At 70.2% G+C, this 12,959-nt stretch carries 12 protein-coding genes; all 12 read left to right on the top strand.

The window, feature by feature from the left end:
- Window positions 1–1,350, top strand: a 1,350-nt coding sequence (locus AC3FMM_RS28930; RefSeq protein ID WP_488687839.1) for a carboxyl transferase domain-containing protein, incomplete at its 5' end; no start/stop codon positions are given.
- Window positions 1,351–1,390: 40 nt separating this feature from the next.
- The gene (locus AC3FMM_RS28935) at window positions 1,391–2,287 is read left to right on the top strand and encodes a dienelactone hydrolase family protein (RefSeq protein ID WP_488687841.1); all 897 of its coding nucleotides are present in this window, start codon (window positions 1,391–1,393) and stop codon (window positions 2,285–2,287) included.
- A gap of 52 nt (window positions 2,288–2,339) precedes the next feature.
- A complete protein-coding gene (locus AC3FMM_RS28940) occupies window positions 2,340–3,128 on the top strand; it encodes an enoyl-CoA hydratase/isomerase family protein (protein WP_116312036.1) in 789 nt (262 codons plus the stop codon).
- Between the two features lie 240 nt (window positions 3,129–3,368).
- A complete protein-coding gene (gene bioA / locus AC3FMM_RS28945; protein ID WP_116378001.1) occupies window positions 3,369–4,769 on the top strand; it encodes an adenosylmethionine--8-amino-7-oxononanoate transaminase in 1,401 nt (466 codons plus the stop codon).
- Complete coding sequence (bioF, locus tag AC3FMM_RS28950) at window positions 4,759–5,973, top strand: 8-amino-7-oxononanoate synthase (protein ID WP_115707784.1); 1,215 nt, start codon at window positions 4,759–4,761, stop codon at window positions 5,971–5,973. Before bioA ends, bioF begins: the two co-directional genes overlap by 11 nt.
- Window positions 5,970–6,725, top strand: coding sequence for a dethiobiotin synthase (gene bioD, locus AC3FMM_RS28955; RefSeq protein WP_115707785.1), 756 nt, complete (start codon window positions 5,970–5,972; stop codon window positions 6,723–6,725). Before bioF ends, bioD begins: the two co-directional genes overlap by 4 nt.
- 18 nt (window positions 6,726–6,743) lie before the next feature.
- Complete coding sequence (gene bioB, locus AC3FMM_RS28960) at window positions 6,744–7,766, top strand: biotin synthase BioB (RefSeq protein ID WP_092318330.1); 1,023 nt, start codon at window positions 6,744–6,746, stop codon at window positions 7,764–7,766.
- 71 nt (window positions 7,767–7,837) lie between these two features.
- Window positions 7,838–9,856 (top strand): acetyl/propionyl/methylcrotonyl-CoA carboxylase subunit alpha, encoded by a 2,019-nt coding sequence (locus AC3FMM_RS28965; protein WP_488687844.1) that lies wholly within the window; start codon window positions 7,838–7,840, stop codon window positions 9,854–9,856.
- 193 nt (window positions 9,857–10,049) lie between these two features.
- The gene (locus AC3FMM_RS28970; protein WP_488687846.1) at window positions 10,050–10,991 is read left to right on the top strand and encodes a 2-hydroxyacid dehydrogenase; all 942 of its coding nucleotides are present in this window, start codon (window positions 10,050–10,052) and stop codon (window positions 10,989–10,991) included.
- 49 nt (window positions 10,992–11,040) lie between these two features.
- On the top strand, window positions 11,041–11,976 hold the full coding sequence (locus AC3FMM_RS28975; protein WP_488687848.1) for a hydroxymethylglutaryl-CoA lyase: 936 nt from the start codon (window positions 11,041–11,043) through the stop codon (window positions 11,974–11,976).
- Between the two features lie 25 nt (window positions 11,977–12,001).
- Window positions 12,002–12,514 (top strand): YbaK/EbsC family protein, encoded by a 513-nt coding sequence (locus AC3FMM_RS28980; protein WP_326348692.1) that lies wholly within the window; start codon window positions 12,002–12,004, stop codon window positions 12,512–12,514.
- Entirely contained in the window at window positions 12,511–12,939 is a 429-nt protein-coding gene (locus tag AC3FMM_RS28985) for a thioesterase family protein (RefSeq protein WP_115705466.1), read from the top strand. The genes AC3FMM_RS28980 and AC3FMM_RS28985 overlap by 4 nt, the downstream gene beginning before the upstream one ends.
- The last annotated feature ends 20 nt before the right edge of the window (window positions 12,940–12,959 follow it).

Consider the following 12,959-nt stretch of genomic DNA (forward strand, 5'->3'; position numbering starts at 1 on the left):
CCCGGCGCCGGCATCATCACCGGCATCGGCCGCGTGGCCGGGCAGGAATGCGTGATCGTCTGCAACGACGCCACCGTCAAGGGCGGCACGTATTACCCGATGACGGTCAAGAAGCATGTGCGGGCGCAGGAGATCGCCGAGGAAAACCACCTGCCGTGCATCTACCTGGTCGACTCGGGCGGCGCCAACCTGCCCAACCAGGACGAGGTCTTCCCCGACCGCGACCACTTCGGCCGCATCTTCTACAACCAGGCCAACCTGTCCAAGCGCGGCATCCCGCAGATCGCGGTGGTGATGGGCTCGTGCACCGCGGGCGGCGCCTACGTGCCGGCGATGAGCGACGAGTCGATCATCGTCAAGAACCAGGGCACCATCTTCCTGGGCGGCCCGCCGCTGGTGAAGGCCGCCACCGGCGAGGAAGTCAGCGCCGAGGACCTGGGCGGCGCCGACGTGCATACGCGGCTGTCCGGCGTGGCCGACTATTTCGCGCAGAACGACCATCATGCGCTGAGCCTGGCGCGCAACATCGTGCAGCACCTGAACCGGCGCAAGCCGGACCAGATCCGTCTGCACGAGCCGGTCGAGCCGCTGTATCCGGTGGAAGAGCTGTATGGCGTGATCCCGACCGATACGCGCAAGCCGTACGACGTGCGCGAGGTGATCGCGCGCCTGGTCGACGGCTCCGAGTTCGACGAGTTCAAGGCCCGCTACGGCACCACGCTGGTGTGCGGCTTCGCCCGCATCTGGGGCTATCCGGTGGGGATCGTCGCCAACAACGGCATCCTGTTCTCGGAGTCGGCGCTCAAGGGCGCGCACTTTATCGAGCTGTGCTGCCAGCGCAAGATCCCGCTGGTGTTCCTGCAGAACATCACCGGCTTCATGGTGGGGCGCAAGTACGAGAACGAGGGCATCGCCCGCAACGGCGCCAAGATGGTGACGGCGGTGGCGACCGCGCAGGTGCCCAAGTTCACGGTGATCATCGGCGGCTCGTTCGGCGCGGGCAACTACGGCATGTGCGGGCGCGCGTATTCGCCGCGCTTTTTGTGGATGTGGCCGAACGCGCGCATCTCGGTGATGGGCGGCGAGCAGGCCGCGAGCGTGCTGGCGACGGTGCGCCGGGACGGCATCGAAGCGAAGGGCGGCCAGTGGAGCGCGCAGGAGGAAGACGCCTTCAAGCAGCCGATCCGCGACCAGTACGAGCACCAGGGCCACCCGTACTACGCCAGCGCGCGGCTGTGGGACGACGGCGTGATCGATCCGGCGCAGACGCGCACGGTGCTGGGGCTGGGGCTGTCGGCCAGCCTCAACGCGCCGATCGACGAGATGAAGTTCGGCGTGTTCCGCATGTAAGCATGTCAATCTGCGCCGACCTGATATTGCCTGACTGCTGATGCGCTGCACCGCCCGCCTGTTTCACCGCCTTGTCCTGGCCACGGCGCTTGCCGTGCTGGCGCCGCTGTGCGGCCATGCGCAGATGGCGGACGGCAACGGCCAGTCGGCGGCGCGCGTGCGCTTCCAGGAGCAGGTGGTGATGCTGCCCAAGGCCGCGATCCCGTCGCGCATCGACCTGGAAGCGACGGTGTTCAAGCCGGCCGGCGCGGGGCCGTTCCCGCTGGTGGTGATCAACCACGGCAAGGCGCCGGGCCGGCCCGGCATGCAGGGGCGCGCGCGCTTCCCGGCGCAGAGCGTGGAGTTCCTGCGCCGCGGCTACGTGGTGGTGCTGCCGATGCGGCAGGGCTTTGCGCGCTCGGGCGGTGCCTATATCGGCGGCAGCTGCGACATCGAGACCAACGGCATGATGCAGGCCGACGACGTCGTCGCCACGCTCGACTACATGGCGACGCAGCCCTATGTCGACATGGAACGTATCGTCGTGATCGGCCAGTCGCACGGCGGGCTGACCACCATGGCCTTCAGCACCATCGCCTATCCCGGCGTGCGCGGCGTGGTCAACTTTGCCGGCGGGCTGCGCAACCTGAACTGCCCCGACTGGGAAGAGCGCCTGGTCGATGCCTTCGCCGCCTATGGCAGCGTGGCGCGCTACCCCTCGCTGTGGGTCTATGGCGAGAACGACAGCTACTGGCCGGTGCCCTTGCCCGGCCGCATGTTCAACGCCTTCAAGGCGCGCGCCAGCGGGCCGGCCGCGCAGGCCCGGCTGGTCGACGTGGGCGAGTTCGGCGCCGACTCGCACCGCCTGTTCAGCGCGCGCGAAGGCATCCCGGTGTGGCTGCCGGAGGTGGGCGACTTCTTCCGCTCGCTGGGGCTGCCCTTCGATCCGGGCACCTGAGCCGCATCATCCCTATCCGCTATATGCGCCATATCCGCCAACGGAGCGAACCATGGAATTCACTGCCCTGACCGTCAATATCGCCAACCACGTCGCCACCGTCACGCTGAACCGGCCCGACGTGCGCAACGCCTTCAACGAGACCGTGATCGCCGAACTGACCGGCGCCTTCCGCGCGCTGGGCGACATGGACGAGGTGCGCGCCATCGTGCTGGCCGGCAACGGCCCGGCCTTCTGCGCCGGCGCCGACCTGAACTGGATGAAGAAGATGGCGGGCTACTCCGACGACCAGAACCGCGCCGACGCGCTGACGCTGGCGCAGATGCTGCACACCATCTGGTCCTGTCCGCGCCCGGTGATCGCGCGCATCCAGGGCGACACCTATGCCGGCGGCATGGGCCTGGTGGCCGCGTGCGATATCGCGGTGGCGGCCGAGCACGCGCATTTCTGCCTGTCCGAGGCGCGCCTGGGCCTGCTGCCCGCCACCATCAGCCCGTACGTGATCCGCGCCATGGGCGAGCAGGCCGCGCGCCGCTATTTCATCACGGCCGAGCGCTTCGACGCGGCCGAGGCGCTGCGCCTGGGCCTGCTGCATGCGGTGGTGCCGGCCGAGGCGCTCGATGCCAAGGTCGCCGAACTGACGGCCGCGCTGGTGGCCAACAGCCCCAACGCCGTGCGCGAGAGCAAGCGGCTGGTGCAGGACATCGCCGGGCGCGTGATCGACAACGACCTGCTGGCGGATACGGCCGACCGCATCGCGAGGATCCGGGCGTCGGAAGAGGGGCGCGAAGGGGTGAAGTCGTTCCTGGAGAAGCGCACGCCGTCGTGGCGGCCGGCTTGAGTTCAAATAAAGGCGACGCGCGATTGCGTGAAGATGGCGGCACGCTAGCCCCAAGCGCAGCGCTTCTTGCCGGCAACATTCGCCAAATCCTGCCAACGCTGCGCTAACGGGGAAAATCCTGCGGCATTGCCAAGCCGCGGAAGTCGTCCCTACCATGACCCTCCCAATCCGCCCGCGACCCTCGCGCCGACCGGCCCTGCCGGCCGCGCCGGCGCGGCCGGCCAACCAAGGAGGGCAATCTTGGACCACCTGTCCCTTTCCCCAGGCAGCGGCGCGGCCGGCCTCGGCCAGCGCAGCCGCGCCGCTGTCTGGCACCCGTGCACGCGCCTTCGTCCTGACGACGACGCGGTGCCGCTGGCGATCGTGCGCGGCGAAGGCCCGTGGCTGCACGATGCCGACGGCCAGCGCTACTTCGACGCCACCAGTTCCTGGTGGGTCAACCTGTTCGGCCATGCCAACCCGCGCATCAACGCCGCGCTGGCGAGCCAGCTGGAGACGCTCGAGCACGTGATGCTCGCGGGCTGCACGCACGCGCCCGCGGTGGAGCTGGCCGAGCGCCTGTCGGCGCTGACCGGCGGCGCGCTGGGCCATGTCTTCTACGCCTCGGACGGCGCCTCGGCGGTCGAGATCGCGCTGAAGATGAGCTTCCACTACTGGCGCAACACCGGCCTGCCCGCCAAGCGCGAGTTCGTCTGCCTGCGCCACGGCTACCACGGCGAAACCGTGGGCGCGCTCGCCGTGACCGACGTGGAGATTTTCCGCGACGCCTACGACGCGCTGATCCGCCGCGCGCATGTGGTGATGTCGCCCGATGCGCGGCAGGCCCGGCGCGGCGAGTCCGCCGCCGACGTGGCGGCGCGCGCGCTGGCGGAGCTGGAGGCGCTGCTGCGCGAGCGCGCCGGCGCCATTGCCGCGCTGATCGTCGAGCCGCTGGTGCAGGGCGCCGCCGGCATGGCGATGCATGACCCGTCCTACCTGGATGGCGTGCGCGCGCTGTGCGACCGCTACCGCGTCCACCTGATCGCCGACGAGATCGCGGTGGGCTGCGGGCGCACCGGCACCTTCTTCGCGTGGGAGCAGTCGCGCGGCACCGAGGCGCCGCTGCCCGCGCATGCCTGGCCCGATTTCCTGTGCCTGTCCAAGGGCATCAGCGGCGGCTACCTGCCGCTGTCGCTGGTGCTGTCGCGCCCGGAGATCCAGCGCGCCTTCGTCGCCGACGAGCTGGCGCGCAGCTTCCTGCATTCGCACTCGTACACCGGCAACCCGCTTGCCTGCCGCGCGGCGCTGGCCACGCTGGACCTGTTCGCGCAGGACGATGTGCTGGCGCGCAACCGGGAGCGCGCGCAGTGGCTGGCCGACGGCATGGCCGCGCTGGCCGCCGACGCGCGCGTGCGCCATGTGCGCCAGCGTGGCCTGATCTGGGCCGCCGATGTTTGCGACGACGTTGCCGGCGCCGACTTTGCCGCGCGCTTCCACCATGCCGCGCGTGCGCGCGAGCTGCTGGTGCGCCCGATCGGCAATACGCTCTACGTGATGCCGCCCTACGTCTTCGACGCCGCGCAGGCACGCTGGCTGGGCGAACAGATGCTGGCCACGCTCGACGACGTGACCGCGGGCAAGGAGGTACGCCATGCTGCTTGAACAACTGAAGCAGGCCGCCGAACAGCGCCACGCGCTGGCACTGACGCGCCGCCGCCGCATCGCCCACACCGCCTGCGCGCCGCACCAGGCCGTGGGCGAGGACGGGACCGGGCCGGAGTCGCTGCTGACCTTCTGCAGCAACGACTACCTCGGCCTGGCCAGCCACCCGCAGGTCATCGCCGCGCTGGTGGAAGGCGCGCGGCGCTATGGCGCCGGCAGCGGCGCCTCGCACCTGGTCAGCGGCCATTCGCTCGCGCACGCGCAGCTGGAAGCCGAACTGGCACGCTGGTTCGCGCCGTACATCGCGCAGGCGCGCACGCTGTACTTCTGCACCGGCTACATGGCCAACATGGCGGTGCTGACCGCGCTCGGCGCGGCCGGGGCCACGCTGTTCTGCGAGTCGCTCAACCACGCGTCGCTGATCGACGGCGCACGGCTCGCGCGTGCCGACGTGCAGCGCTATCCGCATTGCGACACCGCTGCGCTCGAGGCGCTGCTCGCGGCCAGCACCAGCGCCCGCAAGCTGATCGTCACCGACAGCGTATTCAGCATGGACGGCAACGTCGCGCCGCTGCGCCAGCTGCTGGCGCTGGCCGAGCGTTATGACGCGTGGATCGTCGTCGACGATGCGCACGGCTTCGGCGTGCTCGGCGAGCAGGGACATGGCGTGCTGGAGGCGCTCGGCCTGTCGTCCGAACGCTTCATCTACATCGGCACGCTCGGCAAGGCGGCCGGCGTGGCGGGCGCCTTTGTCGCCGCGCACGAAACCATCATCGAGCACCTGGTCAACACCGCGCGGCCGTATATCTACACCACCGCCGCGCCGCCCGCCGTCGCGCATGCGCTGCTGGCCAGCCTGGCCATCATCGAAGGCGACGAGGGCCGGCAGCGCCGGGCCCAACTGGCGCGCTGCATCGCGCTGCTGCGCGAGGGCCTGGCCCAGCTGGCCGCCATTGCGGGCTGGACCCTGGGCGACAGCGAGACCGCGGTGCAGCCGCTGATCGTCGGCGACAACGGGGCCGCGCTGGCGCTGTCGGCCACGCTGGAGGCCGACGGCATTCGCGTCGGCGCGATCCGTCCGCCGACGGTGCCGGAGGGCACCGCGCGGCTGCGCATCACGCTGTCGGCGGCGCACACTGAAGCCGACGTGCAGCGCCTGCTCGATGCGCTGGCTGCCGCGGTGGCGCAGCGGGAGGCCGCATGAGCCCGCACGCGCCCGTCCCGCCCATTGCACCGTTCGCCTGCTTTGTTACCGGCACCGATACCGGCATCGGCAAGACCCACGCCAGCGCCACGCTGCTGCATGCGCTCCATGCCGCCGGCTACCGCACCGCCGGCATGAAGCCGGTGGCCAGCGGCAGCGAATGGCGCGACGGCCACTGGCATAACGACGACGTGGCGCAGCTGCGCGCCGCCAGTTCGGTCGCGGTGCCGCTGGGCCAGACCTGCCCGTTCCTGCTGCGCACGCCATGCTCGCCGCACCTGGCCGCCGCGCAGGAAGGCGTGCGCATCACGCGCGCACCGATCCGCGCCGCCTTCGACGCGCTGCGCCGGCAGGCCGACGCCGTGGTGGTGGAGGGCGTGGGCGGCTTCAACGTGCCGCTCGACGCTGGCGCGGTGCGCTGGAACACCGCCGACCTCGCCGTGATGCTGAGCGTGCCGGTGGTGATGGTGGTCGGCATCCGGCTTGGCTGCCTGAACCATGCCGTGCTGACCGCCGAAGCCATCCGCGCGCGCGGCCTGCCGCTGGCCGGCTGGATCGCCAACCGGGTCGACCCGGACATGCTGCTGGCCGACGAGAACATCGCCACGCTGCACGCGTCGCTCGATGCGCCCTGCCTGGGCGAGCTGCCCTGGCAACTGGCGCCCGCCTCCGCCGCGGACCGGCTCGACCTCGCGCCGCTGTTGGCCGCCGCCACTCGATACCAGGCCGAGGCCGCCGGCCTGGCTGCCTGAACAAAAATTCCATTGATCATGACCCAAGCCCACACCGTTACCACCATCTCCGCCGAATCGCTGCGCCAGACCGCGCGCCAGCATGCCTTGCCCGACGACGCCAAGTGGCGCGTCGATGACGTCGCCGCGCTGTTCGCGCTGCCGTTCAACGACCTGCTGTTCCGCGCCCAGCAGGTGCACCGCGAACACTTCGACGCCAACACCGTGCAGCTGTCGACGCTGCTGTCGATCAAGACTGGCGGCTGCGAAGAGGACTGCGGCTACTGCCCGCAGAGCGCGCACCACGACGCCGGCGTCAAGGCCGAGAAGCTGATGGCGCTGGAAGAAGTGCTGGACGCCGCGCGCGCGGCCAAGGCCAATGGCGCCACCCGCTTCTGCATGGGCGCCGCCTGGCGCAGCCCCAAGGACCGCCACCTGGAGCCGGTGATGGACATGGTGCGCGAAGTCAAGGCGATGGGGCTGGAGACCTGCGTCACGCTGGGCATGCTCAAGGCCGAGCAGGCGCAGCAGCTCAAGGAGGCGGGGCTGGACTACTACAACCACAACCTCGACACCTCGCCCGAGTTCTACGGCAAGATCATCACCACGCGCACCTACCAGGACCGGCTCGACACCATCGGCCACGTGCGCGACGCCGGCATCAACGTCTGCTGCGGCGGCATCGTCGGCATGGGCGAGTCGCGCGAGGCGCGTGCCGGCCTGATCGCGCAGCTGGCCAATATGGACCCGTATCCGGAATCGGTGCCGATCAACAACCTGGTGCAGGTCGAGGGCACGCCGCTGGCCGGCACCGAGGCGCTGGATCCGTTCGAGTTCGTCCGCACCATCGCGGTGGCGCGCATCACCATGCCGCAGGCGATGGTGCGCCTGTCCGCCGGCCGCGAGGCCATGGACGAAGCGCTGCAGGCGCTGTGCTTCATGGCCGGCGCCAATTCGATCTTCTACGGCGAAAAGCTGCTGACCACCGGCAACCCGCAGGCCGACCGCGACCGCGCGCTGCTGGCCCGCCTCGACATCCGCGCCGAGGGCTACGCGGGATGATGTGACAGGAAAGTGCCCGCTGGACGGCGCGCCGCCGTAATATCCCGGTTAGGGGATAACAAGGAGGGCGCATGTTCAACAAGATCCTGATCGCCAACCGCGGCGAGATCGCCTGCCGCGTGGCCGCCACCTGCCGCCGGCTGGGCATCCGCACCGTCGCGGTGTATTCCGATGCCGACGCCGAGGCGCGCCACGTCGCCTTCTGCGACGAGGCCGTGCATATCGGCGGCGCCGCCGCGCGCGACAGCTACCTGCGCGCCGACCATATCATCGAGATGGCGAAGGAGACCGGCGCCCAGGCCATCCACCCGGGCTACGGCTTCCTGTCCGAGAACGAAGCGTTCGCCGAGGCCTGCGCCGCGGCGGGGCTGGTCTTCATCGGCCCGCCAGCGTCCGCCATCCACGCGATGGGCAGCAAGAGCGCGGCCAAGCAGCTGATGGAGAAGGCGGCGGTGCCGCTGGTGCCGGGCTACCACGGCGAGGACCAGGACCCGGCGCTGCTGCGGCGCGAGGCCGACCGCATCGGCTACCCGGTGCTGCTCAAGGCCAGCGCGGGCGGCGGCGGCAAGGGCATGCGCGTGGTCGAGTCGGGCGACGGTTTCGAGGCCGCGCTGGCGTCGGTCAAGCGCGAGGCCAGCGCCAGCTTCGGCGACGACAAGGTGCTGGTGGAGAAGTACCTGACCCGTCCGCGCCATATCGAGATCCAGGTGTTTGCCGATACCCACGGCAACTGCGTCTACCTGTTCGAGCGCGACTGCTCGGTGCAGCGCCGCCACCAGAAGGTGCTGGAGGAAGCGCCGGCGCCGGGCATGACCGAGGAGCGCCGCCGCGCCATGGGCGAGGCGGCGGTGGCCGCGGCCAAGGCGGTTGGCTATGTCGGCGCCGGCACGGTGGAGTTCATCGCCAACCAGGATGGATCGTTCTACTTCATGGAGATGAACACCCGCCTGCAGGTCGAACACCCGGTGACCGAGATGATCACCGGCCAGGATCTGGTCGAATGGCAGCTGCGCGTCGCCGCGGGCGAGCCGCTGCCGCTGGCGCAGGAGCAACTGCGCATCGACGGCCATGCGCTGGAAGCACGCATCTACGCCGAGAATCCCGACAAGCAGTTCCTGCCGTCCACCGGCACGCTGCGCTTCCTGCGCACGCCGCCGGCGGTGCAGTTCATGCGCGGCGAGGATGCCCACGGCCCGGCCGGCGTGCGTATCGATGCCGGCGTGCGCGAGGGCGACACCATCAGCCCGTTCTACGATCCGATGATCGCCAAGCTGATCGTCTGGGGCAAGGACCGCGACGAAGCGCTGGCGCGCATGCGCCAGGCGCTGGCGGCGTACCACGTGGTCGGGCTGTCGACCAACGTGGCGTTCCTGCAGCGGCTGGTGAAGTCGGAGGCGTTCCGCACCGCCGATCTCGACACCGGACTGATCGCGCGCAACGAGGCGGTCCTGTTCCCGCCGCCCGCGCCGGTCGGCATGGAGCTGATCGCGCTGGCGGTGGCGGCGCTGCTGCATCGCGAGGCGCGCGAATTGCGCATCGATGCCGCCGATCCGCACTCGCCGTGGACCCACGCCGGCGCGTGGCGGCTCAATGGCGGCGTGTCGCGCACGCTGCGTTTCGGCTATGGCGAGCAGGTGCTCGACGTGAAGCTGGACAGCAATGCGCGTGGCAGCACCCTGATCTACGCCGACCAGGCCGCGCCCTTTGCCTATACCTGCCAGGCCGACGATCTTCGCGTCAACCTCGGCACGCGGCGCACGCACGGGCAGGTGCATGCCGATGGCGATACCTTCCACGTCTTCTACGCCGGGCGGCATGTGAGCCTGGCGTGGCTCGACCCGCTCGCCCACGCGGGGGAAGCCGAGAGCGAGGGCGGCAAGCTGACCGCGCCGATGCCGGGCAAGGTCATCGCCGTGCTGGTCGAGGCCGGCAGCACGGTTACGCGCGGCGCGCCGCTGCTGGTGATGGAGGCGATGAAGATGGAGCACACCATCAGCGCGCCGGCCGACGGGGTGGTCAGCGAAATCCTCTACGACGTGGGCGAACAGGTGGCGGAAGGGGCCCAGTTGCTGGCGTTCGAACGGAACTAGGCAGGCAGCCAACGGCATCCGGCGGCGCGCGCCGCGTCACGGCGCGGCACCGCTCATGACTTTGGGCGGTGCGCAGGCAAGGCATCCGCCGGTGCGGTCTCGCTCGCGCGAACGCCGTGCTCCGCCATGCGCCCCCGCAGCGCATTCCTCTGCCAAAATAGCCCTTTGCACCACCAGAGTCGCTGGAGACATCATGAAGTTGCAGTTGTACGTTCCCGATGGCCGTTACGATCCCTGGATCGAAGGTTTCGCCGAGGCGCTGCCCGAAGCCACCTGCGTGACCTGGGACGACAGCCGCGGCGAATCCGCCGATTACGCCGTGGTCTGGCGCCCGCCGGTCGAGATGCTGCGCGGCCGCACCGACCTGAAGGCGGTGTTCAACCTGGGTGCCGGGGTCGATGGCATCCTGCGCCTGCGCGACGAAGATCCGCAGGCGCTGCCGGCCGGCGTGCCGATCGTGCGGCTGGACGACGCCGGCATGGCGGCGCAGATGGCCGAATACGTCACCTCGGCCGTGCTGCGCTATTTCCGCCGGCTGGACGACTACGCCGCCCAGGCGCAGGCCGGCAAGTGGAAATTCCTCAAGCCGCACAGCCGCGCGGACTTCACCATCGGCGTGATGGGGGTCGGCACGCTCGGCACGCATATCGCCCGCACGCTGGCCGGCTTCGGCTTCCCGGTGCGCGGCTGGAGCCGCACCGCGCGCGCTATCGAGGGCGTGGTGGGCTTCCACGGCGATGCCGGCCACGCGCCGTTCCTGGACGGCCTGCGCGTGCTGGTCAATGTGCTGCCGCTGACGCCGCAGACCGAAAACATCCTGAACGGCGAACTGTTCGGCAAGCTGGCGCAGGGCGCCTACGTGATCAACGTCGCGCGCGGCCAGCACCTGGTCGAAGCCGACCTGCTCGCGGCGGTGCAGGCCGGCCAGGTCGCGGGTGCCACGCTGGACGTGTTCCGCACCGAGCCGCTGCCATCCGACCACCCGTTCTGGCAGGAGCCGCGCATCACCATTACGCCGCATATCTCGGCGCTGACGCTGCGCGAGGACAGCATCGCGCAGATTGCCGGCAAGATCCGCGCGCTGCGCGCCGGCCAGCCGATCGCGGGCGTGGTCGACCTGCAGCGCGGCTACTGACCCGCCATACCCGCCCCATACCCCACCGGATAAACGACAGGAGACAGCCATGACCATGCCCAACTACGTGAAGATCGTTGAAGTGGGCCCGCGCGACGGCCTGCAGAACGAGAAGGCAATGGTGCCGACGGACGTGAAGGTCACGCTGATCAACCAGCTGACCGACGCCGGCTTCGTCAATATCGAGGCCGCCTCGTTCGTGTCGCCCAAATGGGTGCCGCAGATGGCCGACGGCGCCGATGTGATGGCGCGCATCCAGCGTCGCGCCGGCACGCTGTATTCGGCGCTGACGCCCAACATGAAGGGCTTCGAGGGCGCGATCGCGGCCGGGGCCGACGAGGTGGTGATCTTCGGCGCCGCCAGCGAGGCGTTCTCGCAGAAGAACATCAATTGCTCCATCGCCGAGTCGATCGCGCGCTTCGCGCCGGTGGCGGCGGCGGCCAAGGAGCAGGGCGTGCGCCTGCGCGGCAGCATCTCGTGCGCGCTCGGCTGCCCCTACCAGGGCGAGGTGCCGGTCAGTTCGGTGGTCGACGTGGTGCGGCGCATGCGCGAACTGGGCTGCGACGAGATCGACATCGCCGACACCATCGGCGTGGGCACGCCGGTGCGCGTGCAGGAAGTGATGCGCGCCGCGGCGGCGGAGTTTGCGCTGGACCGGATCTCCGGCCATTTCCACGACACCTACGGCCAGGCCCTGTCCAACATCCTGGCCAGCCTGGAAGTGGGCGTCGCGATCTTCCACGCCTCGGTGGCGGGCCTGGGCGGCTGCCCCTATGCCAAGGGCGCCACCGGCAACGTCGCCACCGAAGACGTGCTCTACATGCTGCATGGCATGGGCATCCACACCGGCATCGACCTGGAAGCGGTGGTGCGCGCCGGCGACTACATCTCGCAGGCGATCGGCCGCGCCAACAGTTCGCGCGTGGGCCGCGCCCTGCTGACCAAATGGGCCGCCGCCAGCGACGCGGCGCCGGCCTGCGTGTAAAGCGCGGCGGCAAACAGGAGAACGCATGACCATGCCTGATGAAGCGCTGCCTGAGTCCGCGCAGCGCGTGGCCGGGCTGCTGGCCGGACTCGGCCACGACCGGCCCGTGGTGATGCTGCCCGCGACCGGCAAGACCTCGGCCGAGGCTGCCGCCGGGCTGGGCTGCAGCGTGGCCGAAATCGCCAAGTCCATCATCTTCCGCCGCGTTGCCGACGATGCGCCGGTGCTGGTGATCGCCAGCGGCAGCAACCGCGTCGACGAGGCCAAGGTGGCCGCGCGCGTGGGCGCGTTGGGCAAGGCCGACGCGCGCTTCGTGCGCGAGAAGACCGGCTATGCCATCGGCGGCGTCTGTCCGATCGGCCATGCGGTGGCGCCGGTGATGCTGCTGGACCAGGACCTGTTCCGCTATGACAGCCTGTGGGCCGCGGCCGGCCATCCGCACGCGGTGTTCAACCTGACCCCGCACCAGCTGCAACAGATGACCGGGGCCGAAGTGGCCGATGTCGCGCTCGCGGCCATGCCCGGAGCCGCGGCATGAGCCCGGACCTGCGCCCCGGCCTGGCCTTCACCTGGCAATACACGGTGCCGCCCAAGGCCACGGTGCCGCGCCTGTATGACGATATCCCGGGCTGCGCCGAGATGCCCGACGTGCTGGCCACCGGCTACCTGGTCGGCATCATGGAGTGCGCCTGTCTGCAGATGCTGCGCGAGCACCTGGACTGGCCGCGCGAGCAGTCGCTCGGCACGCTGGTCAGTTTCTCGCACCTGGCGCCGACGCCGCCGGGCATGACGGTAACGGTCAGGGGCGAGCTGGTCGAGGTGGACGGGCGCCGCCTGCGTTTCCAGCTGAGCGCGTGGGACGGCGAGGACAAGATCTCCGAGGGCGTGCACGAGCGCCACCTGATCGACGCCGGCCGCTTCAACCAGAAGGTCGCGGCCAAGGCCGCGCGCGCGGCGGCCTGAGTGGCGAGCGCGCGCAACGC

Source organism: Cupriavidus sp. 207A1 (assembly GCF_057798955.1).